Source organism: Enterobacter nematophilus (assembly GCF_026344075.1).
In the GTDB taxonomy this organism is placed as follows: Bacteria; Pseudomonadota; Gammaproteobacteria; order Enterobacterales; family Enterobacteriaceae; genus Enterobacter; species Enterobacter nematophilus.
In genome coordinates this window covers 777,898-804,160 of sequence record NZ_JAPKNE010000001.1, presented here as the reverse complement: position 1 = coordinate 804,160, position 26,263 = coordinate 777,898, and the positions used below count along the sequence as shown (strand labels likewise).

Annotated in this window: 27 protein-coding genes; 21 read left to right on the top strand and 6 right to left on the bottom strand. The window is 57.1% G+C overall.

Going from position 1 to position 26,263, the window contains the following annotated elements; all coding sequences use genetic code 11:
• Positions 1-236 precede the first annotated feature (236 nt).
• The 4 genes from rimJ to murJ all read left to right on the top strand — a co-directional run bounded on the left by rimJ (position 237) and on the right by murJ (position 4,069).
• Positions 237-821, top strand: coding sequence for a ribosomal protein S5-alanine N-acetyltransferase (gene rimJ / locus OSH03_RS03815; RefSeq protein ID WP_013097146.1), 585 nt, complete (start codon positions 237-239; stop codon positions 819-821).
• Positions 822-830: 9 nt separating this feature from the next.
• The gene (locus OSH03_RS03810; protein ID WP_266178313.1) at positions 831-1,478 is read left to right on the top strand and encodes a YceH family protein; all 648 of its coding nucleotides are present in this window, start codon (positions 831-833) and stop codon (positions 1,476-1,478) included.
• Between the two features lie 2 nt (positions 1,479-1,480).
• Positions 1,481-2,404, top strand: coding sequence for a Gfo/Idh/MocA family protein (locus tag OSH03_RS03805; RefSeq protein ID WP_266178312.1), 924 nt, complete (start codon positions 1,481-1,483; stop codon positions 2,402-2,404).
• 129 nt (positions 2,405-2,533) lie between these two features.
• Positions 2,534-4,069 carry a murein biosynthesis integral membrane protein MurJ gene (murJ, locus tag OSH03_RS03800; protein WP_266178311.1) on the top strand — a complete coding sequence of 512 codons (1,536 nt, stop codon included), beginning with the start codon at positions 2,534-2,536 and terminating at the stop codon, positions 4,067-4,069.
• 59 nt (positions 4,070-4,128) lie between these two features.
• Here murJ and flgN read toward each other — a convergent pair whose 3' ends face one another.
• The 3 genes from flgN to flgA form a co-directional block, all read right to left on the bottom strand.
• The gene (gene flgN, locus OSH03_RS03795; protein ID WP_266178310.1) at positions 4,129-4,554 is read right to left on the bottom strand and encodes a flagella biosynthesis chaperone FlgN; all 426 of its coding nucleotides are present in this window, start codon (positions 4,552-4,554) and stop codon (positions 4,129-4,131) included.
• 4 nt (positions 4,555-4,558) lie between these two features.
• Positions 4,559-4,852: a flagellar biosynthesis anti-sigma factor FlgM gene (gene flgM / locus OSH03_RS03790; RefSeq protein WP_014883360.1), complete on the bottom strand. Its 294-nt coding sequence runs from the start codon at positions 4,850-4,852 to the stop codon at positions 4,559-4,561.
• Between the two features lie 93 nt (positions 4,853-4,945).
• Positions 4,946-5,605 (bottom strand): flagellar basal body P-ring formation chaperone FlgA, encoded by a 660-nt coding sequence (flgA, locus tag OSH03_RS03785; RefSeq protein ID WP_266178309.1) that lies wholly within the window; start codon positions 5,603-5,605, stop codon positions 4,946-4,948.
• A gap of 157 nt (positions 5,606-5,762) precedes the next feature.
• On the opposite strand from flgA, the gene flgB reads away from it, so the two are divergent.
• The 11 genes from flgB to flgL all read left to right on the top strand — a co-directional run bounded on the left by flgB (position 5,763) and on the right by flgL (position 15,611).
• Complete coding sequence (flgB, locus tag OSH03_RS03780; RefSeq protein ID WP_008500815.1) at positions 5,763-6,179, top strand: flagellar basal body rod protein FlgB; 417 nt, start codon at positions 5,763-5,765, stop codon at positions 6,177-6,179.
• A 3-nt stretch (positions 6,180-6,182) separates the two neighbouring features.
• Positions 6,183-6,587 carry a flagellar basal body rod protein FlgC gene (gene flgC / locus OSH03_RS03775; RefSeq protein WP_013097138.1) on the top strand — a complete coding sequence of 135 codons (405 nt, stop codon included), beginning with the start codon at positions 6,183-6,185 and terminating at the stop codon, positions 6,585-6,587.
• Between the two features lie 11 nt (positions 6,588-6,598).
• Positions 6,599-7,309 carry a flagellar hook assembly protein FlgD gene (gene flgD, locus OSH03_RS03770; protein WP_041910524.1) on the top strand — a complete coding sequence of 237 codons (711 nt, stop codon included), beginning with the start codon at positions 6,599-6,601 and terminating at the stop codon, positions 7,307-7,309.
• Between the two features lie 26 nt (positions 7,310-7,335).
• Complete coding sequence (flgE, locus tag OSH03_RS03765) at positions 7,336-8,544, top strand: flagellar hook protein FlgE (protein WP_061098580.1); 1,209 nt, start codon at positions 7,336-7,338, stop codon at positions 8,542-8,544.
• Positions 8,545-8,564: 20 nt separating this feature from the next.
• A complete protein-coding gene (locus OSH03_RS03760; protein WP_045281249.1) occupies positions 8,565-9,320 on the top strand; it encodes a flagellar basal body rod protein FlgF in 756 nt (251 codons plus the stop codon).
• Positions 9,321-9,331: 11 nt separating this feature from the next.
• Complete coding sequence (gene flgG, locus OSH03_RS03755) at positions 9,332-10,114, top strand: flagellar basal-body rod protein FlgG (protein ID WP_000625853.1); 783 nt, start codon at positions 9,332-9,334, stop codon at positions 10,112-10,114.
• A 57-nt stretch (positions 10,115-10,171) separates the two neighbouring features.
• Positions 10,172-10,870: a flagellar basal body L-ring protein FlgH gene (gene flgH / locus OSH03_RS03750; protein WP_023311139.1), complete on the top strand. Its 699-nt coding sequence runs from the start codon at positions 10,172-10,174 to the stop codon at positions 10,868-10,870.
• A gap of 12 nt (positions 10,871-10,882) precedes the next feature.
• Positions 10,883-11,974: a flagellar basal body P-ring protein FlgI gene (locus OSH03_RS03745; protein WP_028012706.1), complete on the top strand. Its 1,092-nt coding sequence runs from the start codon at positions 10,883-10,885 to the stop codon at positions 11,972-11,974.
• Positions 11,974-12,927, top strand: a complete 954-nt coding sequence (flgJ, locus tag OSH03_RS03740; RefSeq protein ID WP_266178308.1) for a flagellar assembly peptidoglycan hydrolase FlgJ — start codon at positions 11,974-11,976, stop codon at positions 12,925-12,927. Before OSH03_RS03745 ends, flgJ begins: the two co-directional genes overlap by 1 nt.
• Positions 12,928-13,002: 75 nt before the next feature.
• Positions 13,003-14,643 carry a flagellar hook-associated protein FlgK gene (gene flgK / locus OSH03_RS03735; protein ID WP_253541548.1) on the top strand — a complete coding sequence of 547 codons (1,641 nt, stop codon included), beginning with the start codon at positions 13,003-13,005 and terminating at the stop codon, positions 14,641-14,643.
• 14 nt (positions 14,644-14,657) lie between these two features.
• Positions 14,658-15,611, top strand: coding sequence for a flagellar hook-associated protein FlgL (gene flgL, locus OSH03_RS03730; RefSeq protein WP_266178307.1), 954 nt, complete (start codon positions 14,658-14,660; stop codon positions 15,609-15,611).
• Positions 15,612-15,686: 75 nt separating this feature from the next.
• On the opposite strand, the gene OSH03_RS03725 is transcribed toward flgL, so the two are convergent.
• Complete coding sequence (locus OSH03_RS03725; RefSeq protein WP_266178306.1) at positions 15,687-16,901, bottom strand: MFS transporter; 1,215 nt, start codon at positions 16,899-16,901, stop codon at positions 15,687-15,689.
• 145 nt (positions 16,902-17,046) lie between these two features.
• Here OSH03_RS03725 and OSH03_RS03720 point away from each other — a divergent pair, with 145 nt between their 5' ends.
• Complete coding sequence (locus tag OSH03_RS03720) at positions 17,047-17,949, top strand: LysR substrate-binding domain-containing protein (protein ID WP_420909748.1); 903 nt, start codon at positions 17,047-17,049, stop codon at positions 17,947-17,949.
• A 40-nt stretch (positions 17,950-17,989) separates the two neighbouring features.
• Here OSH03_RS03720 and rne read toward each other — a convergent pair whose 3' ends face one another.
• Positions 17,990-21,097, bottom strand: a complete 3,108-nt coding sequence (gene rne / locus OSH03_RS03715; RefSeq protein ID WP_266178304.1) for a ribonuclease E — start codon at positions 21,095-21,097, stop codon at positions 17,990-17,992.
• Between the two features lie 572 nt (positions 21,098-21,669).
• On the opposite strand from rne, the gene rluC reads away from it, so the two are divergent.
• The gene (gene rluC / locus OSH03_RS03710) at positions 21,670-22,617 is read left to right on the top strand and encodes a 23S rRNA pseudouridine(955/2504/2580) synthase RluC (protein ID WP_266178303.1); all 948 of its coding nucleotides are present in this window, start codon (positions 21,670-21,672) and stop codon (positions 22,615-22,617) included.
• A gap of 131 nt (positions 22,618-22,748) precedes the next feature.
• Here the strand turns inward: rluC and OSH03_RS03705 are convergent, their stop codons facing one another.
• Positions 22,749-23,333 (bottom strand): Maf family protein, encoded by a 585-nt coding sequence (locus OSH03_RS03705; protein ID WP_061098574.1) that lies wholly within the window; start codon positions 23,331-23,333, stop codon positions 22,749-22,751.
• Positions 23,334-23,473: 140 nt separating this feature from the next.
• Here OSH03_RS03705 and yceD point away from each other — a divergent pair, with 140 nt between their 5' ends.
• From yceD to OSH03_RS03685, 4 genes are all read left to right on the top strand, one after another.
• Entirely contained in the window at positions 23,474-23,995 is a 522-nt protein-coding gene (yceD, locus tag OSH03_RS03700; RefSeq protein WP_021240759.1) for a 23S rRNA accumulation protein YceD, read from the top strand.
• Positions 23,996-24,011: 16 nt separating this feature from the next.
• A complete protein-coding gene (gene rpmF, locus OSH03_RS03695; protein WP_003857964.1) occupies positions 24,012-24,185 on the top strand; it encodes a 50S ribosomal protein L32 in 174 nt (57 codons plus the stop codon).
• Positions 24,186-24,265: 80 nt separating this feature from the next.
• Positions 24,266-25,300, top strand: coding sequence for a phosphate acyltransferase PlsX (gene plsX / locus OSH03_RS03690; protein ID WP_061098573.1), 1,035 nt, complete (start codon positions 24,266-24,268; stop codon positions 25,298-25,300).
• Positions 25,301-25,306: 6 nt separating this feature from the next.
• Positions 25,307-26,260, top strand: a complete 954-nt coding sequence (locus tag OSH03_RS03685; protein ID WP_041910515.1) for a beta-ketoacyl-ACP synthase III — start codon at positions 25,307-25,309, stop codon at positions 26,258-26,260.
• The last annotated feature ends 3 nt before the right edge of the window (positions 26,261-26,263 follow it).

Genomic DNA, 26,263 nt, shown 5'->3' with positions numbered 1-26,263 from the left:
TTTCCCTCCAGGGAAAATAAGAAGGTGAGCACGCTAACATTCTGCGGTGTCGCCGCGTTTTTTCCCACCCCCGGGCGCGACAATATTTTTTTATCAAAACGGTGCTTTGATAGAGAGTTCTCATCGAAAAATGTGAAAAGAGGTGAAAATGGTATGTCACTGTTTTCACAGACGGCACAGGCGCAGGTATAGTAAAGCTAATGGGTAAGCTGAAGCGACGGGAAGGAGTGGTATTGATGTTTGGCTATCGCAGTAATGTGCCAAAAGTGCGTCTGACAACTGACAGGCTGGTCGTTCGTCTTGTGCATGAGCGTGATGCCTGGCGTCTGGCGGATTATTACGCCGAGAATCGCCAGTTTTTAAAACCCTGGGAACCCGTTCGGGACGAGAGCCATTGTTACCCCTCCGGCTGGCAGGCGCGCCTCAGCATGATCGCTGAATTTCATAAGCAGGGCAGCGCGTTTTATTTCGCGCTGCTGGATCCAGAAGAGAAAGAGATTATCGGGATCGCCAATTTTTCAAACGTGGTGCGGGGATCGTTTCACGCCTGCTACCTTGGGTACTCCATCGGCCAGAAATGGCAGGGGCAGGGGCTGATGTACGAGGCGTTAACGGTAGCCATCCGCTATATGCAACGCACGCAGCATATCCATCGCATTATGGCGAACTACATGCCGCATAATCAGCGCAGCGGCAATTTGCTGGCGCGTTTAGGGTTCGAGAAAGAGGGTTACGCCAAAGACTATCTGCTGATAGACGGAGAGTGGCGCGACCACGTTCTGACGGCATTAACCACCCGTGACTGGACCGCAGGTCGTTAAGGAGAAAAGATGAAGTATCAGCTAAACGGTACGGAAGCGCGCGTGATTGGGTGCTTACTTGAAAAACAGGTGACGACGCCGGAGCAGTATCCGCTCTCTGTCAACGCCGTGACCATGGCCTGCAACCAGAAGACCAACCGCGAGCCGGTGATGAACCTCAGCGAGCATGAGGTTCAGGACGTGCTGGATGCGCTGGTGAAGCGCCACTATCTGCGCACCGTCAGCGGCTTCGGCAACCGCGTGACCAAATACGAGCAGCGCTTCTGTAACTCCGAATTTGGCGACCTGAAGCTGAGCAGCGCGGAAGTGGCGGTCATTACCACGCTGCTGCTGCGCGGGGCGCAAACGCCGGGGGAACTGCGAACGCGCGCTTCCCGAATGCATGAGTTCAGCGACATGCAGGAAGTCGAGCAGACGCTGGAAGGGCTGGCCGCGCGTGAGGATGGCCCTTACGTGGTGCGCCTGGCGCGCGAGCCGGGCAAACGTGAGAGCCGCTATATGCATCTCTTCAGCGGCGACGTTGACGCCGCAAGCGTGGCGACGGAATCGGGCCCTGCAACCCGTGACGACCTTGCCGCGCGCGTGGAGGCGCTGGAAGACGAGGTGGCCGGGCTGAAACAGCGGCTGGATGCACTGCTGGCACATTTGGGAGACTAACGGTGAAAAAATTACGCATTGGCGTGGTGGGGCTGGGCGGTATTGCGCAGAAAGCCTGGCTGCCCGTACTTGGCGCCGCGTCTGACTGGACGCTGCAAGGGGCATGGTCACCTACCCGAGAAAAGGCAGAACGCATCTGCGAAACCTGGCGTATCCCGTATGCGGCATCGCTTCAGGATCTGGCCCGCGAGTGCGATGCGGTATTTGTGCATACCTCAACGGCAACCCACTATCAGGTAGTGAGCGAGCTGCTCAATGCGGGCGTTCACGTCTGCGTGGATAAACCGCTGGCGGAAAATGTTCAGGACGCCGAACGGCTGATTGAGCTGGCGGCCCGTAAAAAACTGACGCTGATGGTCGGTTTCAACCGCCGCTTCGCGCCGCTTTACCAGCAGCTGAAGGCGCAGTCCGGCAATATGGCCTCGCTGCGCATGGACAAGCACCGCACCGACAGCGTGGGTCCGAACGATCTGCGCTTTACCCTTCTCGATGACTACCTTCACGTAGTGGACACCGCGCTGTGGCTGACTAACGGCAATGCACAGCTGAAAAGCGGCACTCTCGTCACCAACGAGCAGGGGCAGATGGTGTATGCGGAACACCATTTTGCCGTTGAGCATCTTCAGGTCACCACCAGCATGCACCGCCGCGCGGGCAGCCAGCGGGAATCCGTACAGGCGGTGACCGACGGCGCGCTGTACGACGTTACCGACATGCGTGAGTGGCGGGAAGAGAAGGGCAGCGGCGTGGTGATGCAGCCGGTCCCCGGCTGGCAAAGCACTCTGGAGCAACGTGGTTTCGCAGGATGTGCCCGCCACTTTATCACCTGCGTGGAAAATCAGACGGTTCCTGAAACGTCCGGCGAGCAGGCCATTCTGGCTCAGCGCATTGTGGAACGGCTCTGGCGCGATGCCATGAGTGAATAACTCGCTGTAACATCTGCGGATAGTAATTCGTTGAAATCGGGTTAGACTAAGCGCCGCTTGTTGGCTTTGCCGGGTGGCGCTTGCGCGTTCCTGGTCTATAAATCCGTATGGTTCTGGAAATTCACGTTAATGAACTTATTAAAATCGCTGGCGGCCGTCAGCTCGATGACCATGTTCTCTCGCGTTCTCGGTTTTGCGCGCGATGCCATTGTGGCAAGGGTCTTTGGTGCAGGGATGGCAACGGACGCCTTTTTCGTCGCGTTCAAGCTGCCGAACCTGCTGCGTCGCATTTTTGCTGAAGGGGCGTTCTCCCAGGCGTTCGTGCCCATTCTGGCGGAATATAAAAGCAAGCAGGGTGAAGACGCGACGCGCGTGTTTGTCTCTTATGTCTCCGGGCTGTTGACGCTGGCGCTGGCCGCGGTGACGGTAGTCGGTATGCTGGCCGCGCCCTGGGTAATTATGGTGACCGCCCCCGGCTTTGCCGACACGGCGGATAAATTTGCCCTGACCTCGCAGCTTCTGCGCATTACCTTCCCCTATATTCTGCTGATCTCGCTGGCCTCGCTGGTGGGGGCGATCCTGAATACCTGGAACCGCTTCTCCGTTCCGGCGTTTGCGCCGACGTTCCTCAACGTCAGCATGATCGGTTTTGCGCTGTTCGCCGCGCCGCACTTCAACCCGCCGGTGCTGGCCCTGGCCTGGGCGGTCACCGTGGGCGGGGTACTGCAGCTGGCGTATCAGCTGCCGCATCTGAAGAAAATCGGCATGCTGGTGCTGCCGCGCATCAACCTTAAAGATGCCGGGGCTATGCGGGTGATTAAGCAGATGGGGCCCGCCATTCTTGGCGTCTCTGTCAGCCAGATCTCGCTTATCATCAACACCATCTTTGCCTCTTTCCTGGTGTCGGGTTCCGTCTCGTGGATGTACTACGCTGACCGTCTGATGGAGTTCCCGTCCGGCGTGCTGGGCGTGGCGCTGGGGACCATCCTGCTGCCGTCGCTGTCGAAAAGCTTTGCCAGCGGCAACCATGACGAATACTGCCGCCTGATGGACTGGGGCCTGCGTCTCTGCTTCCTGCTGGCCCTGCCAAGCGCGGTAGCGCTGGGGATCCTCGCCAAGCCGCTGACGGTGTCGCTGTTCCAGTACGGTAAATTCACCGCGTTTGACGCCGCGATGACCCAGCGCGCGCTGGTCGCTTACTCGGTGGGATTGATGGGGCTGATTGTCGTCAAAGTGCTGGCGCCGGGGTTCTATTCGCGTCAGGACATTAAAACGCCGGTGAAAATTGCCATTGTGACGCTGATTATGACGCAGCTGATGAACCTGGCATTTATCGGCCCGCTGAAGCATGCCGGCCTGTCGCTCTCTATTGGTCTGGCGGCCTGCCTGAATGCCGGGCTGCTTTACTGGCAGCTGCGCAAGCAGGATATCTTTACGCCGCAGCCGGGCTGGGCAAGTTTCCTCGCGCGTTTGGTTGTGGCCGTGCTGGTGATGTCTGCGGCACTCATCGGGATGATGTACGTCATGCCGGAGTGGTCCCTCGGCACGATGCCTTATCGTCTGATGCGGCTGATGGCCGTGGTGGGCGTCGGGGTGGTAGCCTATTTCGCCACGCTCGCCGTGCTGGGCTTCAAAGTGAAAGAATTTACCCGCCGGACGGCATAAACGCCAAAAGGGGAGTTCACCTCAGGGTGCTCCCCACTGCATGATTTGTCGCTTAAGCTTCAAATCGAAATCTTTTTTACACCCGCAATACGTGCCGTCGCCGTCTGACCATCCGCGCCGTACAGTCCGGTTTCTTTATGCGGCTTCAGCACCTCAAGCGCCTGCTGATTACGCTCTATCTGGCCTTCAAGCAGCCAGCCGTTATGCTGGTTGAGATCGCGCAGATGCTGGGTTTTTTCGGTAATGGTCTGCCAGCGCTCGGCAATATCGTCATTGGCGCTGCGCTTCGAGTCCTGCTCGGCGCGGCGCTGCTGCTCCAGATAGTCCAGCGTCGCCAGCAGCGAACTCTTATCTTCAGTAACACGCTGCAGCGCGCTGCCGTTAATGTGACCGGAAGAGAGATGCTGCTGTTCAGCGTCCATTACCGTTTTCAGGTCGTTCAGGACAACCGTCATTTGATCCAGTATTTCTGACAGTCGACTCATACGGTTAGTTACTCTGTAAGAAACTCTGTGCTTCCTGAATCAGGGCATCAGCGATTTTGCTGGTGTCCATTTTCAGCTCACCGTTGCGAATAGCCGTTTTCAGCGCTTCAACACGTTCCATATTGATATCGTTGCTGCCTGGCTGCATCAGTTTTGCCTGGGCATCGCTCAGGGTCACGCTGGTGCTGTTAGACGTTGACGGTTTTTCCAGACGCGTTTTCTGAGGAGTTGCGTCGTTCGTTTCGCGAGGCTGTACAGCGCTTACCGGCTTCAGGGCTGATGTACGATCAATGCTCATAGTGTTGTCCTCATCGAGGGTTCGCGGCGTTTGCGCCTGACATCATCATTAGTGGAATATTTATCGGCACGCGCCGCGAAATCTTTAAAAAGATTATAGGTTAATCAGAATATTCCCATCAGAATCGACGGTTCCGCTCACCACCTGGCCTGAGGACATTCTGACGCGGGCGTTTTGCGCTACCGCGGCATTGTTTAACGCTTTCCCTTCACTGTTGATGCTAAAGCCGTCTCCATTGGCGACCACCATCACCTGCTGTCCCGCTTTGACACGCCACGCCTGGCGCAGCATGGAGAGCTGAATCGGCTGGCCCGGCGCGACGTCGCGCAGGCTGACGGCGTCCTGTGCCTGGTTAATGTCCAGCATTGTCCGCGGCGGGAGCTGATCCAGACGCCCGCGCTTTAACGTCACGCTGTTTGCCTGCAGCGCGCTGCCACGCACAATGGGTACGGCGGCGACAACATAATTGCCCGTCGCCTGAACTGCAACCTGTAAATAGCGTTTTTCGCTGGCGCAGCGTGCCAGGACGTTCACATTGCCCCACAGCTTGGTGGTCCCCGTCACGCTGAATGACGGTTGCTCGCAGGTCGGATACAGATTCGGCGGCGTGCGGATGGTCACGTTAACGTCATCGCTAAAGCCCGCCAGCTTCTGGGCAAAAAAATTGGTCAGCGCATCCTGTAAATCCCCGGCATTCACCAGAGGGCTAAACAGCAAGAAGGTTGCCATCAGGCCACGTTTTAACGTTTGCATCGCAAGTTCCACCGTTTCCAGAGTTGAGTGAATTCTACCTGCAGTGGTTTTGCATCAACGGAATAAATAGCGACGCATTTTGTGCTTATTCCGTCGATAGGGGAGACCGGGTGAGATTTAAGCTGTGAACTGAAATTTTGCCATCAGCGGAGGAGACATGCTCGATAAACTCGACGCCGCGTTACGTTTTCAGCAGGAAGCGCTCAATTTACGCGCCCAGCGGCAGGAGATTTTAGCCGCCAACATCGCTAACGCCGATACGCCCGGGTATCAGGCGCGCGATATTGATTTTTCCAGTGAACTCAAAAAGGTGATGGAGCGTGGACGTGCCGAAGGAACGGGTGTTGCACTCGCCATGACATCCTCTCGCCATATTCCCGCTCAGGCGATGACCGCGCCAGCGACCGATTTACTTTATCGCATCCCTGACCAGCCTTCACTCGACGGTAACACCGTGGATATGGACCGGGAGCGTACGCAGTTTGCCGATAACAGCCTGAAATACCAGACGGGCCTGACCGTACTCGGCGGACAAATCAAAGGCATGATGAACGTCCTGCAGGGGGGCAACTGATAAATGGCCTTGCTGAATATTTTTGATATCGCCGGCTCGGCGTTAACCGCCCAGTCCAAACGTCTTAACGTGGCCGCCAGTAACCTGGCGAACGCCGACAGCGTGACCGGACCTGACGGACAGCCTTATCGTGCCAAACAGGTTGTGTTTCAGGTCGACGCTGCGCCAGGCGCGGCAACGGGCGGCGTGAAGGTGTCTGACGTGGTAGAGAGCCAGGCGCCGGACAAGCTGGTGTACGAGCCCGGTAACCCGCTCGCGGACGCTAACGGATACGTGAAGATGCCAAACGTGGACGTGGTGGGCGAGATGGTGAACTCCATGTCGGCGTCCCGTAGCTACCAGGCGAACGTCGAAGTGCTTAATACCGTGAAGAGCATGATGCTCAAAACACTCACTCTCGGCCAGTAAAGGAGACATGCATGTCCATCGCCGTAAATGTGAACGATCCGACGAACACGGGTGTTAACAACACCAAAAGTTCGACAAGCTCCAGCTCCCTGACGGGAAGCAATGCCTCCGATTTGCAGAGCAGCTTCCTGACGCTGCTGGTGGCTCAGCTTAAGAACCAGGATCCGACTAACCCAATGCAGAACAACGAACTGACCACGCAGCTTGCGCAGATCAGTACCGTGAGCGGCATTGAGAAACTGAACACCACCCTGGGTTCCGTCTCCGGTCAGATTAACAGCGCCCAGTCCCTGCAGGCGGCAAGCCTGATCGGTCACGGCGTGATGATCCCGGGGACCACGATCCTTGCGGGCACCAGCACCACCGACGGTACATCGACCACCACCACTACGCCGTTCGGCGTTGAACTGCAGCAGGCGGCTGACAAAGTGACGGCGACGATCACCGACTCAACCGGCGCCGTGGTTCGCACCATCGACATCGGCGAGCTGAAGGCGGGCGTTCACACCTTTACCTGGGACGGCAGCCTGACCGACGGCACGAAAGCACCAAATGGCTCCTACAAAGTCGCGATTAGCGCCAGCAACGGAACGACCCAGCTGGTGGCGCAGCCGCTGCAGTTCGCGCTGGTTCAGGGCGTGATTAAAGGGGGCGACGGCAACAAACTGGATTTGGGTACCTCCGGTACCACCACACTCGACGAAGTTCGGCAGATTATCTAAGCCTTAACACTTATCAGGAGTAAGTCATGGCCTTTTCTCAAGCGGTCAGCGGCCTGAATGCTGCGGCCACCAACCTGGACGTCATTGGCAACAACATCGCCAACTCCGCGACCTATGGTTTCAAATCCGGTTCTGCGTCCTTTGCAGATATGTTTGCCGGTTCCAAAGTGGGTCTGGGCGTAAAAGTTGCGGGCATCACTCAGGACTTTACCGACGGCACCACCACCAACACCGGTCGTGGCCTGGACGTTGCCATCAGCCAGAACGGTTTCTTCCGTATGGTCGATGCAAACGGCTCGGTGTTCTACAGCCGTAACGGCCAGTTCAAGCTGGACGAAAACCGTAACCTGGTGAACATGCAGGGGATGCAATTAACGGGTTATCCGGTTGCCGGAACGCCATCAACGGTTCAGACCGGTGCGAATCCACAGGCGATTAATATCCCGACCACGCTGATGGCCGCGAAGTCCACCACCACGGCTTCCCAGCAGATTAACCTTAACTCTACCGATGCCGCACCGACCGCCGCCTTCGATCCGGCTAACCCGGATACCTACAACAAAAAAGGTACGGTAACCGTCTTTGATAGCCAGGGTAATGCGCACAACATGAACCTGTTTTACGTCAAAGATGCAACCCCGGCTAACTCCTGGAAAGTGTATGCCCAGGACGGCAGCGTAGCAGGCAGCACGGCGGCAGTGGCCACGACGTTGACCTTCGATAATAACGGTACGTTGATTGGTGGTGGAAACATCAACATTACTACCGCGACTATCCCAGGTGCGGACCCGGCGACCTTCGCGATGAGTTTTGCTAACTCCATGCAGCAGAACACCGGTGCGAACAATATCGTGGCGACCAACCAGAACGGCTTCAAGCCGGGCGACCTGGTGAGCTATCAGATCAACGATGACGGCACCGTCGTCGGGAACTACTCCAACGAGCAGACCCAGGTGCTGGGCCAGATCGTGCTGGCTAACTTCGCCAACAACGAAGGCCTTAAATCTGAAGGCGATAACGTCTGGTCGGCTACCCAGTCCTCCGGCGTGGCGCTGCTGGGTACGGCGGGAACCGGTAACTTCGGCACGCTGACCAACGGCGCACTGGAAGCCTCTAACGTGGACCTGAGTAAAGAACTGGTGAACATGATTGTCGCGCAGCGTAACTATCAGTCGAACGCGCAGACCATCAAGACCCAGGATCAGATCCTCAACACGCTGGTTAACCTGCGTTAAGCGGCTAACAGGAAAGCGCAATGGATCACGCAATATATACCGCGATGGGCGCGGCAAGTCAGACGCTCAACCAGCAGGCCGTTACCGCCAGCAACCTGGCCAACGCCTCTACGCCGGGCTTTCGCGCTCAGCTGAATGCGCTGCGCGCGGTGCCGGTGGAAGGGCTCTCCCTGCCGACCCGTACGCTGGTGGCGGCATCCACCCCGGGCGCAGACATGACGCCAGGGCAGATGGATTATACCTCGCGCCCGCTGGACGTTGCTCTGCAGCAGGACGGCTGGCTGGCGGTGCAAACGGCGGACGGCGGTGAAGGCTATACCCGTAACGGGAATATCCAGGTCAGCGCGACCGGCCAGCTGACGATTCAGGGGCATCCGGTGATGGGTGAAGCGGGCCCGCTGACCGTACCGGAAGGCTCTGAGCTGACCATCGCTGCGGACGGTACCATCTCGGCGCTGAACCCGGGCGATCCGGCCAACACCGTTGCCCCCGTCGGGCGTCTGAAGCTGGTCAAAGCGGAAGGCAAAGAGGTGCAGCGCGGCGACGACGGCATGTTCCGTCTGACCCAGGCGGCCCAGGCTACCCGTGGTGCCACGCTACAGGCCGATCCGAGCATCCGCGTGATGTCCGGCGTTCTGGAAGGCAGCAACGTTAAGCCGGTAGCCGCCATGAGCGACATGATCGCCAGCGCCCGTCGTTTTGAAATGCAGATGAAGATTATCAGCAGCGTGGACGAAAACGCGGGCAAGGCTAACCAACTTCTGTCGATGAGTTAACAGGACTCTTTATGATCAGTTCTTTATGGATCGCGAAAACTGGCCTGGACGCGCAGCAAACCAATATGGACGTGATTGCCAACAACCTGGCAAACGTAAGCACCAATGGTTTCAAGCGTCAGCGTGCCGTTTTCGAAGATTTGCTTTATCAAACCATCCGCCAGCCGGGCGCGCAGTCTTCTGAACAGACGACGCTGCCGTCAGGCCTGCAGATCGGTACCGGCGTTCGCCCGGTGGCGACCGAGCGTCTGCACAGCCAGGGCAACCTGTCTCAGACCAACAACAGCAAAGACGTGGCGATCAAAGGCCAGGGCTTCTTCCAGGTGCAGCTGCCTGACGGGACCTCTGCCTACACCCGTGACGGTTCCTTCCAGGTCGATCAGAACGGTCAGCTGGTAACGGCGGGCGGTTTCCAGGTTCAGCCTGCGATCACCATTCCGGCGAACGCCCTGAGCATTACCATCGGCCGTGACGGCATCGTGAGCGTGACCCAGCAGGGGCAGGCCGCGCCGGTTCAGGTCGGTCAGCTCAACCTGACCACCTTCATGAACGATACCGGTCTGGAAAGCATTGGTGAGAACCTCTACACCGAAACGCAATCCTCCGGCACGCCAAATGAAAGTACGCCAGGCCTGAACGGTGCCGGTCTGCTGTATCAGGGGTATGTCGAAACCTCCAACGTGAACGTGGCGGAAGAGCTGGTGAATATGATCCAGGTCCAGCGCGCGTATGAAATTAACAGTAAAGCAGTCTCGACGACCGATCAGATGCTGCAGAAACTGACGCAACTCTAAGGTGTAGCCCGGTGCGGTAAACCCCGCACCGGCTCCCTGTTTTCGAAGATGAAGGCAATGCAAAAAAACGCGGCGTTTCGTTATCCGATACTGACTGTTCTGGCCGTCACCCTCAGCGGGTGCGCCTTGATCCCGTCTAAACCATTGGTCCAGGGTGCGACGACTGCCCAACCCGTTCCTGGCCCTGCGCCAGTCGTAAACGGCTCCATTTTCCAGACCGCGCAGCCGATTAACTACGGCTATCAGCCGCTGTTTGAAGATCGCCGCCCGCGCAATGTCGGCGATACATTGACCATTGTGCTGCAGGAAAACGTCAGCGCGAGCAAGAGCTCGTCGGCGAACGCCAGCCGCGATGGCAAAACCAATTTTGGCTTCGACACCGTTCCACGTTATTTGCAGGGTCTGTTCGGCAATGCCCGTGCGGATGTTGAGGCCTCCGGCGGCAACACCTTTAACGGTAAAGGTGGCGCGAACGCCAGCAACACCTTCAGCGGTACGCTGACCGTCACGGTTGACCAGGTGCTGGTTAACGGCAATTTACACGTCGTGGGTGAAAAACAGATCGCCATTAACCAGGGCACTGAATTCATTCGCTTCTCGGGCGTGGTGAATCCACGCACCATCAGCGGCACCAACACCGTTCCGTCCACCCAGGTGGCGGATGCGCGCATTGAGTACGTCGGTAACGGCTACATTAATGAAGCGCAGAATATGGGTTGGCTGCAGCGCTTCTTCCTTAATTTATCGCCGATGTAAGCGAGGTGACCCATGTTTAAATCGATCTTCGCCGCGGCGCTGGTTCTTGTCGCAACGTTTGCTCAGGCCGACCGCATTCGCGATCTCACCAGCGTTCAGGGCGTTCGCGGGAACTCGCTGATTGGCTATGGCCTGGTGGTGGGGCTGGACGGTACCGGTGACCAGACGACCCAGACGCCGTTTACCACCCAAAGCTTAAACAACATGCTTTCCCAGCTCGGCATTACCGTGCCGGCGGGAACCAACATGCAGCTGAAAAACGTGGCCGCGGTAATGGTCACGGCCTCCTACCCGGCGTTTGCGCGCCAGGGGCAGACCATTGACGTGGTGGTCTCCTCAATGGGTAACGCCAAAAGCCTGCGCGGCGGTACGCTGCTGATGACCCCGCTGAAAGGCGTCGACAGCCAGGTCTACGCGCTGGCGCAGGGGAACATCCTGGTCGGCGGGGCGGGCGCATCCGCTGGCGGAAGCAGCGTGCAGGTGAACCAGCTGAACGGCGGGCGCATCACCAACGGTGCGATCATCGAGCGTGAACTGCCGACCCAGTTTGGTGCGGGCAACACCATTAACCTGCAGCTGAATAATGAAGACTTCACGATGGCGCAGCAGATCGCCGACACCATCAACCGCAGCTATGGCAATGCCACGGCACTGGATGCGCGTACCGTGCAGATCCGCACCTCCACCGGCAGCAGCAACCAGGTGCGCATGCTGGCGGATATCCAGAATCTGGAAGTGAACGTGCCGGTGCAGGATGCCAAAGTGATCATCAACTCCCGTACGGGCTCCGTGGTGATGAACCGGGAAGTGTCGCTGGATAGCTGTGCCGTGGCGCAGGGTAACCTGTCGGTGACGGTTAACCGTTCTGCCAACGTCAGCCAGCCGGATACACCATTTGGCGGTGGACAGACGGTAGTGACGCCGCAAACGCAGATTGATTTACGCCAGAGCGGCGGTTCCCTGCAGAGCGTGCGCTCCAGCGCCAACCTGAACAGCGTGGTGCGTGCCCTGAACGCGCTGGGCGCGACGCCGATGGATCTGATGTCCATTCTGCAATCCATGCAAAGCGCGGGCTGTCTGCGCGCCAAACTGGAAATCATCTGATGCTGACCGATAGCAAACTGTTGACCAGTGCCGCCTGGGACGCCCAGTCGCTCAACGAACTGAAATCCAAAGCAGGTAAAGATCCGGCGGCGAATATCCGCCCGGTTGCCCGCCAGGTGGAAGGGATGTTTGTACAGATGATGCTGAAAAGCATGCGTGAAACCCTGCCGAAAGACGGGATGTTCAGCAGCGATTCAACGCGTCTTTACACCAGCATGTATGACCAGCAGATTGCGCAGCAGATGACCGCCGGTAAAGGCCTCGGTCTGGCTGACATGATTGTCAAACAGACCGCCGCCGCACAGGGTGTTCAGCCTGAAGAGCAGCCGCAGCAGGTGCCGATGAAGTTCGACCTTGAAACGGTGACCAGTTATCAGAACCAGGCGCTGACGCAGATGGTGCGTAAAGCGATACCGAAGGCAACGGGCAGCGGCGACGAGGCGCTCTCCGGTGACAGCAAAGACTTCCTGGCGCAGCTTTCTCTGCCTGCGCGACTGGCCAGTGAACAGAGCGGCGTGCCTCACCACCTGATTCTCGCCCAGGCCGCGCTGGAGTCGGGCTGGGGCCAGCGCCAGATCCGCAAGGAAAACGGCGACCCGAGCTTTAACATTTTCGGCGTGAAGGCCACCTCCAGCTGGAAGGGGCCGACCACGGAGATCACCACCACCGAATACGAGAACGGCGCGGCGGTGAAGGTGAAAGCGAAATTCCGCGTTTACAGCTCTTATCTGGAAGCCTTGTCCGACTATGTGGGGCTGCTGAGTCGAAATCCGCGTTATACCGCCGTTACGCAGGCGGCGACGGCGGAGCAGGGCGCCCAGGCCCTGCAAAACGCGGGCTACGCGACCGATCCGAACTACGCCCGTAAGCTTACCAGCATGATCCAGCAGCTGAAATCCATGGGCGAGAAGGTCAGCAAAGCCTATAGCGCAGATATCGAAAATCTGTTCTGAAAGTTCTCAAGTCCCGGTGGAGGTTGCCGATAACCTTCATCAGGACTCGTGTCTGAACGTATAAAAGGAACCCCCATGTCCAGTTTGATTAACAGCGCCATGAGTGGCCTCAGTGCCGCGCAGTCGGCACTCAATACCGTCAGTAATAATATTTCAAGCTATAACGTGGCAGGTTACACCCGCCAGACGACGGTGCTGGGTGCATCTAACAGCACGCTGACCGGCGGTGGCTGGGTGGGTAACGGGGTGTATGTCTCCGGTGTCCAGCGTGAATATGACGCTTTCATCACCAACCAGCTGCGCGCCGCGCAGACCCAGAGCAGCGGCCTGACCACGCGCTATCAGCAGATGTCAAAAATTGACGATGTGCTCTCCGATACAACCAACTCGCTTTCCACCACCCTGCAGGATTTCTTCAAGAGCCTGCAAACGCTGGTGAGCAACGCCGAAGATCCGGCTGCGCGTCAGACGGTGCTGGGAAAAGCGGGCGGCCTGGTCAATCAGTTTAAAACCAACGATCAGTATCTTCGCGATCAGGATTCGCAGGTGAATACCGCAATTGCGACCAGCGTTTCGCAGATCAACAACTATGCCAAACAGATTGCGAATCTGAACGATCAGATTTCCCGCCTCACCGGCGTCGGCGCGGGCGCATCGCCTAACGATCTGCTCGACCAGCGCGATCAGCTTGTCAACGAGTTGAACAAAATCGTGGGTGTGGAAGTTTCGGTTCAGGATAGCGGCACGTTTAACATCTCTTTCGGCAATGGCTACAGCCTGGTGCAGGGCAGCAAAGCTAACCAGCTGGCGGCCGTAAAGTCCAGCGCCGATCCATCCCGCACCACTATCGCCTACGTCGATGAGGTTGCGGGTAATGTCGAGATCCCGGAAAAGATGATCACCACCGGCTCGTTAGGCGGTTTGCTGACCTTCCGCGCGGAAGATCTGGATAAGGCCCGTAACACCCTGAACCAGATGGCGCTGGCGTTTGCTGACGCGATGAACAAGCAGCACGAGGCCGGCTTTGATGCCAACGGCGATGCGGGCGGCAAGCTGTTCGGCTTTGGCTCTCCGGCTGTGCTTTCCAACAGCAAAAATAGCGGTACGGCGGTCGTCAATGCCACCGTTGCGGACAGCACCAAAGTTCAGGCAACGGACTATAAGCTGCAGTTCAACGGCACCGACTGGACCATTACCCGCACGTCGGACAAGACCAGCTTTACCATGAGCCCGGATGCCAGCGGCAATCTGTCGTTTGACGGTCTCAACGTGAACGTCAGCGGTTCGGCTAACGCCAAAGACAGCTTTACCGTGAAGCCTGTTTCCGACGTCATCATGAACATGGAACTGTCCATCAGCGACGAGTCCAAACTGGCCATGGCCGGGGTGCAGAACGGCGGTGAGAGCGACAACCGCAACGGGCAGAAAATGCTCGATCTGCAAAACAGCAAAGTGGTCGGCGGAAACAAAACCTTCAACGATGCCTACGCCTCGCTGGTGAGCACCGTGGGGAGCACCACCGCTTCACTGAAAGTCAGCAGCCAGACGAAAGCCAATGTGGAAACGCAGTTAATTAAGCAGCAGCAGACCATCTCCGGGGTAAACCTCGACGAAGAGTATGGCAACCTGCAGCGTTATCAGCAGTATTACCTCGCCAACGCGCAGGTGCTCCAGACTGCCAGTACGCTCTTTGATGCAATTATCAACATTCGTTAAGGTTGAGGTGAAAAATGCGTATTAGCACCCAGATGATGTACGAACAGAACATGCGCGGGATCACCGATTCCCAGAGCAGATGGCTAAGCTATGGTGAACAGATGTCCACCGGCAAGCGCGTTAACCGTCCGTCGGACGATCCTATCGCGGCTTCACAGTCTATTGTGCTGTCACAATCTCAGTCTCAAAACAGCCAGTTCGCGTTAGCGCGCACCTTTGCCACGCAAAAAGTGTCGCTGGAAGATAACGTGCTGACCCAGGTGAACACCGCGTTATCAAGCGTGCGTGAGAAGCTGGTCTATGCGTCAAACGGCACCTTAAGCGATGACGACCGCCTCTCTCTGGCGACCGATATCCAGGGGATCCGCGACCAGCTCATGAACCTGGCTAACACGACGGATGGCAATGGTCGCTTTATCTTTGCGGGTTACAAAACCGAGAGTGCACCTTTTGATGCCGCAACCGGCACCTACAATGGCGGCACTGAGGCGATCACCCAGCAGGTTGATACGGCGCGAAACATGGCGATCAGCCATACCGGCCAGCAGATCTTCGAGAGCATTACCAGCAATGCGCAAGAGCTGCCGGGCGGGGGCTATGGCGATACCAACATGTTTAAAATCCTTGATTCCGCCATTGCTTCGCTGAAGACGCCGATTGAGAACGATCCGGCCGCGGCTGCCGCGCAAAGCCAGGTGATTTCCAATGCGCAGATCGGTATTAAAAACGCTCAGAACAACGTCCTGACGGTCGTTGCGGATGTGGGTACCAAGCTGAATGAGCTGGAAAAACTCGATACCCTGGGTGACGACCGCGCGCTGGGTCAGACTAAGCAGATGAGCGACCTGGTGGACGTGGACTGGAACGAAGCGATTTCCTCTTACACCATGCAGCAGGCGGCCCTGCAGGCCTCTTATAAAGCGTTTAGCGATATGCAGGGCATGTCTCTGTTCCAGCTAAACAAATAACATCTTGACCTCTTGGAACATGTCTTGAAACTGGGCATGTTTTACTGCCCAATCCGTCTGGATTGGGCATTTTTTTTATGCCATTTCTGCTGGTGCCGAGGCGACGCGCGCGCTTTCAATCATACGGATTGCCAGCGCAATGATGCCGCAGACCGTTGCCAGCGCAACCACGCCCGTCCAGCCAGCCAGCGTATAAATATTGCTGCCTAACGCGGAACCTAACGCCATACCGATAAAGATCACGGTAAAGAGCAGGGCGTTCAGACGGCCACGAGCCTGTGGCTCAAGGCTGTAAACCAGATTCTGGTGCGCGACCAGGCTGGACTGCAGGCCCAGATCGAAGCCGATAGCAGAGACGGCAATCAGAATCAGCTGTCCGTGAACCCCCAGAGCGGGCATCAGGAACATCAGGGCAAACGAGACGGTCACGAGGACGGCGCCAAGCTGCGTGACTTTTCCTGCACCCAGTTTATCCGCCAGGCCGCCCGCCAGCGGGGCTGCCAACGCGCCGGCTGCACCTGCGATACCAAAACCACCGGCGACGGCACTCCCGAGGTGATAGCGTTCCAGCAGCATGACCGCAAGCGTAGACCAGAAGGCGCTAAAGGCTATCGACAGAAAACCCTGGGCCAGCGCCGCGCGGCGCAGAGCGGGATAGCGACGCCACAGATGTTCCATCGAGCGCAGCAGAGCGGGATAGCTCAGCGTGGAGTGAACCGCGAAACGAGGGAGCACGGCCCACATCACCACGCCGATAAACGCAATACTTGCCGCAGCCAGCTGATACATCACGCGCCAGCCAAACGCTTCACCCACCACGCCGCTGACGGTTCTGGAGAGCAAAATGCCCAGCAGCAGACCGGTCATCACCGTACCCACGGTTTTCCCCTGTTTGCCTTCCGGCGCAAGGATCGCCGCAGCCGGGACAATATCCTGCGCCATGGTAGCGGCCATACCGATAAGCAGGCTTGCCAGCAGCAGGGAGTGGATCTGTCCGGTCAGGCTACAGCCCAGCAGAAACAGCGCCAGCGCCGCGCTCTTTATCAGGATTAACGTTCTGCGGTCGTGGCGATCGCCGAGCGGCAGCAGGAACAGGATCCCCAGGGCATATCCCGCCTGGGTGAGGGTCGGGACCATGCCCATTCCTTCGATACTGAGGTGAAGGTCTGCGCCCATCAGGGGCAGCAGAGGCTGGGCATAATAGATGGATGCCACGCTGAAGCCCGCACCGAGCGCCAGCATTAATATTACCCAGCGGCTTACGGCATGGGCGGCGGTTGTTGTGTTCATAAGACGTTCCTCATTCATCGTGTGAGGCTATTTTTTATCACTACGCCTTGCGGCGGTAGCGGGCGTGGTGGTAAAACGCTTATACGTTGGGCGTATAGGTAAGAATGAGATGAAAAGAGCTGAGCGTATAGACAGGGTGGAGCTGATGCGGACGTTTGTGCGCATTGTGGAGGCGGGTTCCCTCTCTGCGGCGGCACGGCAGCTGGCCACAACCCAGGCCACGGTGAGCAGGCGGCTGCAGTCGCTTGAGACCATGCTGGGCGTGCGTCTGATGTTGCGCACCACCCACACGACGCGGCTGACGGATGATGGGGAGCGCTGCTACCAGCACGCCCGTCGCGTGATTGACAGCTGGCTGGCGCTGGAAGATGAGGTGGGGCAGACGGAAGATGAACCGGTAGGCGTGCTGCGGGTGCGGGCACCGCACGCGTTTGGTCAGGATCAGCTCCTGAAACCCTTAACCGAATTTCTACAGCGTTATCCGCAGCTTTCAATTGAGTGGATGCTCAACGATCGGTCGGCTGATTTTCTGGGCGACAACCTTGACTGCGCTATTCGGGTGGGAATGGAAGTCGACCCGGCAACCGTGTCCGTGCTGCTGGCCGAAGTGCCGCGCTCGGTGGTGGCCTCTCCGGCATTGCTGGACCGTTTTCCGACGGTTAACGCCCCGGAGGATCTGCAGCAGCTTCCCTGGATTGCCATCAGTTCTTTCTACCAGCGCCATGTGGAGCTTTTTCACGAGGCATCATCCGCCACCGCGCGCGTGATAATTACCCCACGCCTGAGCACCGACAGTCTGTACGTCGCACGCAATACGGCACTCACCGGTCTTGGCGTGGCGGTGGTATCCAGCTGGACAGTACAGGATGATATTCGGGAAGGGCGGCTGGTGCATTTACTGCCAGAGTGGCAGCCGGCGGCATTACCAGTGCATCTGGTTTACCCCTGGTCCCGGTATTATCCGGCGCGCTTGCGGCGTTTTCTGGAGCTGATGCGGCAGATCATGCCGGAGGTCACCGGGATGAGAAAGCCCGTGCAGCAGGCATAAAAAAGCCGACCCGAAGGTCGGCTTTTTACTTTCTGCATCGTTATTCGACAGACTGCGGACGCGTCGCCGGTGCAGTCGCCTGATGCGTTGCACTGTGGCCGCCTGCAGCGCCTTTACCGTCAAAGCTGAACGCCGGGCGAACCCAGTCGCTGTGACGCGGTGCTTCTGGCACATACTCTGGTGCCGGAGCGCGCGTCATCGGCGCTGTCGCAACGTGAGCTGGCGCAGGTGCGGCAACAACCTTAACCGGCTCTGGCTCCACTTCAGGCGCTTTCGCTTCTTCAACAACCGGTTCAACCTGAATCTCAACGTCCTGAACGACTTCTTCAGTGGTGGTTTCGACGAGGGTTTCAGCAGTTTCTTCCACCGCGGCTACAGGTTCGGCCTCTTCAGCGACTTCCTCAGCCACCACGACATCTTCTTCGGCGATAATCTGCGGTGCGGCATCAACCGGCGCGGCAATCACTTCAGGATGGGTGGTTTCGACGTCCACTGCGTGTGGTTCTGCCGCTTCAACAACCTGAGGTTCAACCACGGTTGCTGCTTCGGTCACAGCCTCTTCAACCGCTGCTACAGGGGCAATCACCTCTTCGGCCACAGTCTGTTCTTCAACAGCCTGCTCCAGGCGAGCGACCGGATAACGGATCCAGACTTTGCCGGATGCCATTTCTGGTGACGCGCACGCCACGGCCAACGGCATTGGAGACTGAGTCGGATAACGCTCGTCACGGTAGCGACGACGGCGCTGGCCACTCACGCGCAGATGACGCGGAGAACGGCGGGAGCGACGCGGCATACCTGCGTTGTCACGGTTTTCACCGTTTTCATCCTGCTCAACGTTATTGTCCACGACGGCTGGCAGGTCAACTTTTGCAACCTGCGTGCCTGTTGCGGTTTCTGCCGCTTCAGCCGGAACTACGGTGGTTTCTTCTACCGGAGCAGCACCGATGCGCACTTTCTGCGCCATCTGGCGCTGCTTACGACGTGGCATAACCTGAGTACGTTCTTCCTGCTCGCCGTCCTGCTGCTCAGCGGGCTCTTCGCGGTTCAGGTTTTTAACTTCCTGCTGCGCCTGACGCTTCTCGTCGTTACGACGGCGGTTGCGTTCGCGGCGTGGCTGCTGCTCGTCGCGCTGTTTGCTCTTCTCGGACTCATCGCCCGCCTGCTGGCGAATTTCACGATCTTCAACGTTCTGCTGCTGTTTCTCGCGACGGTTGCGACGGTTGTCTTCGCGCTGCTCACGGCCTTCGTTATTGTCTGAACGGCTGTCACGGCGCTCGTTACGGTCGCTGCGGTCATTACGATCGCGGCGGTTGTTCTGACGCTTGCGACGGTCCTGCTGACGCTCAGGTTTGGCTGCTTTTGGTTCTTCTTTCGGCTGCTCTGGCTGAACTTCTTCACCCGCAAACATCTTCTTCAGCGCGCCGAAGAAGCGGCTCAGCAGACCCGGTTGCGCCGGCTGGGCTTTCGCTGCCGCGGCTTCTGGTTTCTGTGCCGCCGGTTTGGCTGCCGGTTTTTCCAGCGCCGCTTCCGGTGGTGCTTCAGGCATAATGAAGGTCGCTAACGCAGGCTGCTCAGGCAGTTTGCGCTCGGCAGGTTCTTCATCGGAAGGCAGCGCCATCTCTTCTTCATGCAGCTTCGGCAGCAGGTAGCTGAGGGTGCTGGTCTCTTCGCCTTTACGGACACGCAGCACGTGATAGTGCGGGGTTTCCATCTGGTCGTTTGGCACGATGATGCAGCGAACGCCACCCTGACGGGCTTCGATTGCGCTGACCGCTGCACGTTTTTCGTTCAGCAGGTAAGAGGCAATTGGCACAGGCACAATCGCGTGAACCTCTTTGGTGTTCTCTTTCAGCGCTTCTTCTTCAATCAGACGCAGGATAGAGAGGGACAGAGATTCGTTATCACGCACGGTACCGGTGCCGGAGCAGCGCGGGCAGACGTGATGGCTGGACTCACCCAGCGACGGGCTCAAACGCTGGCGGGACATCTCCAGCAGGCCGAAGCGCGAGATATGGCTAATCTGGATACGCGCGCGATCCTGACGCACCGCTTCACGCAGGCGGTTTTCAACCGCTCGCTGGTGGCGAACAGGCGTCATGTCGATGAAGTCGATAACAATCAGACCGCCCAGGTCGCGCAGGCGGAGCTGGCGGGCGATTTCATCAGCGGCTTCAAGGTTGGTGTTGAAGGCCGTCTCTTCGATGTCGCCGCCGCGGGTTGCCCGCGCGGAGTTGATGTCGATAGCGGTCAGCGCTTCGGTGGTATCGATAACGATAGAACCGCCGGACGGCAGGCGCACTTCACGCTGGAAGGCGGATTCAATCTGGGATTCGATCTGATAGTGGCTGAACAGCGGGATTTCACCGGTGTACAGTTTAATTTTGCTGGTGAAATCCGGACGACCCAGCGCGGCGATGTGCTGGCGAGCCAGCTCAAGCACTTTCGGGTTATCGATCAGAATCTCACCGATGTCCTGACGCAGGTAATCACGGAAGGCACGCACGATAACGTTGCTTTCCTGGTGGATCAGGAACGGAGCAGGGCGGCTTTCTGCAGCTTTCTGGATCGCTTCCCAGTGCTTCAGACGGAAGCTCAGGTCCCACTGCAGCGCTTCGGCAGATTTGCCCACGCCCGCGGTACGCACGATAAGCCCCATGCCATCCGGCAGCTCAAGGCTTGCCAGGGCTTCTTTCAGCTCGGTACGGTCATCACCTTCGATACGGCGAGAGATGCCACCCGCGCGCGGGTTGTTTGGCATCAGCACCAGATAGCTCCCCGCCAGGCTGATAAAGGTAGTCAGTGCGGCACCTTTGTTGCCGCGCTCTTCTTTATCAATCTGAACGATAACTTCCTGACCTTCACGCAGAACATCTTTGATGTTTGGGCGGCCATGGGCGTTGTAGTTTGCAGGGAAATATTCGCGGGCGATTTCTTTCAGAGGGAGGAAACCATGACGCTCAGCACCGTAATCGACAAATGCAGCTTCAAGGCTTGGTTCAATGCGGGTGATTTTACCTTTGTAAATGTTCGCTTTTTTCTGTTCGTGTCCAGGACTTTCGATATCCAGATCGTACAGGCGCTGCCCATCCACAAGGGCGACACGCAACTCTTCTTGCTGAGTTGCGTTGATTAACATTCTTTTCATCGTAACTTACTCGTTATTCTTACATTGACGACAAAGCTGCGGGCAAGGTGACGCTTTCCGGGGTATGAACCGATGGCCTCGTGTCTGTTCACGTCGCCAACCTCACGGTTGTCGCTCGCTTAAGAGGCGCAGAGTGTCGGTTGCCTGTATTTCATACGGAAACACAGCGCAATTATCAGGGGAATTGCCTGGGTAGAACTCTCCAGAGAACAATCCTTATACCGGGAAGTACTGCAACCCGCAGCCCGCTAACTGCCTGAAAGATCAATACGTCTTACGCCATTGCTGCGTGGATGATCGGTCAGACAAAATTGGTCATTCCGTCGACATCCTTACAAAACCCGGATTTAACGCGGAAAACGGTCTCATTATTCCACTGCTCGCCGGGTTATAGCAAGATGACTTTTACCAATTATCACCCGGTTACTCACAGTTTCTTCACCTCAAGGTGGTGATTGGTTTAATAACCACCAAATCGATTGCGTGAAACAGGGCGCAGGCCGGATAAAAGTAAATATAAGCATAGAAAAATGAGTGGCGCTAATGGCTGACGATATTTAGAATCGCCAACCATGAAAACAGAGACTCCAGCCGTAAAAATGGTTGCTATCGCGGATGACTACGCGGGGCAACGTATCGATAACTTCTTGCGCACCCAGTTGAAGGGCGTGCCAAAGAGTATGATTTACCGCATCCTGCGTAAGGGCGAGGTGCGGGTGAATAAAAAACGCGTGAAGCCTGAGTACAAGCTCGAAGCGGGCGATGAAGTGCGTATTCCACCGGTGCGCGTGGCAGAACGTGAAGAAGAGGTAGTTTCGCCGAAGCTGCAAAAAGTCGCGGCCCTGAGCGATGTCATCCTTTATGAGGACGATCATATTCTGGTGCTGAATAAGCCATCGGGTACCGCGGTCCACGGTGGTAGCGGCCTGAGCTTCGGCGTGATTGAAGGGTTGCGTGCGCTGCGTCCGGAAGCCCGTTTCCTCGAACTGGTGCACCGTCTGGACCGTGATACCTCAGGCGTGCTGCTGGTAGCGAAAAAGCGTTCTGCGCTGCGTTCACTGCACGAGCAGCTGCGCGAGAAGGGCATGCAGAAAGATTATCTGGCGCTGGTGCGCGGTCAGTGGCAGTCCCACATGAAGGTGGTGCAGGCGCCGCTGCTGAAGAACATTCTGCAAAGCGGCGAGCGCATTGTTCGCGTGAGCCAGGAAGGAAAACCGTCTGAGACGCGCTTTAAGGTAGAAGAGCGCTACGAGTTTGCCACGCTGGTGCGCTGCAGCCCGGTGACGGGGCGTACCCACCAGATTCGCGTCCATACGCAGTTTGCGGGCCATCCGATTGCGTTTGATGACCGCTACGGCGACCGCGAATTTGATAAACAGCTGGCCGGTACGGGCCTGTCGCGTCTGTTCCTGCATGCGGCCGCGCTGAAGTTTACCCATCCTAATACCGGTGAAATCATCCGTATTGAAGCGCCGCTGGATGAGCAGTTGAAACGCTGCCTGAAGGTTCTGCGCGGTTAAGGTAAATGTAAAACGGCAACGAGGTTGTCGTTTTTAATGTTTGCTCCCTCTCCCTGTGGGAGAGGGCCGGGGTGAGGGCATCAGGCCGCAGTTTAGTAGCCCCATGCAATTGAAGCGCCGCTGGGCGAAAGTCACATGGACAGCGGATTACATTCTTCTCTTCTTAACATCTGGCACAGCGCAATCAATGGCAGCCCCACCAGCGTATTCGGATCCCGCCCGTCCAGCTTGTCGAACAACGCAATCCCCAGTCCTTCACTCTTAAAGCTCCCTGCGCAGTTCAGCGGACGTTCCCGGCGCACGTAGTCCATAATTTCCTGCTCGCTTAGATGGCGGAAGTGCACGTCGAACGGCTCGCATTCGGTTTGCAGATGGCCGGAGGCGGAGTTATAGAGCGCCAGGCCGGTATAAAAGGTCACGATACTGCCGCGCGCGCGCAGAAGCTGCTGGCAGGCGTTTTCTTCCGTATGGGGCTTGCCGGTGATTTCGCCGTCCAGCACGCAAACCTGATCGGAGCCTATAATCAAATGTGCAGGATAACGTGCGGCCAGCGATTGCGCTTTCTCCTTAGCGAGACGCGTCACCAGATGACGCGGTGATTCACCCGGCTGCGGCGTCTCATCAACGTCCGGCGCGGCGCATTCAAACGGGATCCCGAGCTTTTCCAGCAGCGTTCGACGGTAGGGAGAAGTGGAAGCAAGTACGAGATTTGGCATATTTTTATCACCAGATATAGCGTATCGATGCCAGCCATTTTAAACTACAGGCCGCAATGTGTGCGAATAATTGGCAAAAGGCAGCTCTGGTTGCCTTTTTCTTTGACTCTATGACGTTACAAAGTTAATATGCGCGCCCTATGCAAAAGGTAAAATTACCCCTGACTCTTGATCCGGTTCGTACGGCTCAAAAACGCCTCGATTACGAAGGTATCTATACTTCCGATCAGGCCGAGCGTATTGCCGAATCTGTAGTCAGTGTGGACAGTGATGTAGAATGCTCCATGTCGTTCGCTATCGACAACCAGCGTCTCGCCGTTTTAACCGGTGATGCAAAGGTAACGGTAACGCTCGAGTGTCAGCGTTGCGGGAAACCGTTTGTACAGCATGTTCACACAACGTATTGTTTCAGTCCGGTTCGTTCTGACGAACAGGCTGAAGCACTCCCGGAAGCGTATGAGCCGATTGAGGTTAACGAATTCGGTGAAATCGATCTTCTGGCTCTGGTTGAAGATGAAATCATCCTCTCCTTGCCAGTGGTTCCGGTGCATGATTCTGAACACTGTGAAGTGTCCGAGGCGGACATGGTCTTTGGGGAACTGCCTGATGAAGCGCAAAAACCAAACCCATTTGCCGTATTAGCCAGCTTAAAGCGTAAGTAATTGAGGAGTAAGGTCCATGGCCGTACAACAGAATAAACCAACCCGTTCCAAACGTGGCATGCGTCGTTCCCATGACGCGCTGACTGCAGTTACCAGCCTGTCTGTAGACAAGACTTCTGGTGAGAAACACCTGCGTCACCACATCACCGCTGACGGTTTCTACCGCGGCCGCAAGGTTATCACTAAGTAATCACGCGTCAGCGTGATTAGGCTTAGTGAGGATTTCCCCGTGCAAACGGGGAAGTTACCGAACCAGGCTGCGACGATACCTTGACACGTCTAACCCTGGCGTTAGATGTCATGGGGGGAGATTTTGGCCCTTCCGTGACAGTGCCTGCAGCATTGCAGGCACTGAATTCTAATTCGCAACTCACACTTCTTTTAGTCGGCAATCCCGACACAATCACGCCATTACTTGCAAAAGCTGACTTTGAACAACGTTCGCGTCTGCAGATTATTCCTGCGCAGTCAGTTATTGCCAGTGATGCCCGGCCCTCGCAGGCGATTCGCAATAGCCGCGGCAGCTCTATGCGCATCGCGCTGGAGCTGGTAAAAGAAGGGCGAGCGCAGGCTTGCGTCAGCGCCGGCAATACCGGTGCGCTGATGGGGCTGTCGAAATTACTGCTCAAGCCGATTGAAGGCATTGAGCGCCCGGCGCTGGTGACGGTGTTACCGCATCAGCAGAAGGGGAAAACGGTGGTGCTCGATTTGGGCGCTAACGTGGATTGTGATAGTACCATGCTGGCTCAGTTCGCCGTGATGGGGTCGGTGCTGGCAGAAGACGTGGTCGGGATTAACAATCCCCGCGTTGCGTTATTGAATATTGGTGAAGAAGAGACCAAAGGCCTGGACAGCATTCGCGAAGCTGCTGAAATGCTCAAACAGGTTCCCTCCATCAACTATATTGGTTATCTCGAAGCCAATGAGTTGCTGACGGGAAAAACGGATGTTCTGGTGTGCGATGGCTTCACCGGAAACGTAACGTTGAAGACCATGGAAGGGGTCGTGCGCATGTTCCTTTCTCTGCTGAAATCTCAGGGAGAAGGCAAAAAAAGCGCCTGGTGGTTGATTTTATTGAAGCGTTGGTTACAAAAGAGCCTGACGCGGCGATTCAGTCACCTCAACCCCGACCAGTATAATGGCGCCTGTCTGTTAGGATTGCGCGGCATCGTGATTAAGAGTCATGGCGCCGCCAATCAGCGAGCATTTTCTGTCGCCATTGAACAGGCAGTGCAGGCGGTGCAGCGACAAGTCCCTCAGCGGATTGCCGCTCGCCTGGAATCTGTATTAGCTAAAAGTGACTGAGCGTACATGTATACGAAGATTTTAGGTACCGGCAGCTACCTGCCAAAACAAGTGCGTACCAACGCCGATCTGGAAAAAATGGTAGATACGTCTGACGAGTGGATTGTCACGCGCACAGGTATCCGCGAACGTCGTATCGCCGCGCCAGACGAAACCGTGTCCACCATGGGTTACGAAGCCGCACAGCGCGCTATCGAAATGGCGGGTATCGATAAAGAAGAGATTGGCTTGATCGTGGTTGCCACGACGTCTGCCACGCATGCTTTCCCAAGCGCGGCGTGCCAGGTGCAGAACATGCTCGGTATTAAAGGCTGCCCGGCGTTTGACGTTGCCGCCGCGTGCGCAGGTTTCACCTACGCGCTGAGCATTGCCGATCAGTATGTTAAATCTGGCTCCGTCAAATATGCGCTGGTCATCGGTGCTGACGTGCTGGCGCGTACCTGCGATCCAACCGATCGCGGAACGATCATTATTTTCGGTGATGGTGCCGGTGCGGTGCTGCTGGGGCAGTCCGAAGAGCCGGGTATCATCTCCACGCATCTGCATGCCGATGGCCGTTACGGCGAGCTGTTAACGCTGCCTAACGCCGATCGCGTTAATCCGGACAGCTCCATCTACCTGACCATGGCGGGTAACGAGGTGTTCAAGGTGGCGGTGACCGAGCTTGCGCATATCGTCGATGAGACGCTGGAAGCGAACAACCTTGAACGCACCGCTCTCGACTGGCTGGTGCCGCATCAGGCGAACCTGCGAATCATCAGCGCAACGGCTAAAAAGCTGGGCATGTCGATGGATAACGTTGTGGTGACGCTGGATCGTCACGGCAACACCTCTGCGGCGTCGGTACCGTGCGCATTTGATGAAGCGGTACGCGATGGACGAATCAAACGGGGCCAGCTGGTCTTGCTTGAAGCCTTCGGTGGCGGGTTCACCTGGGGTTCCGCGCTGGTTCGTTTCTAGTAT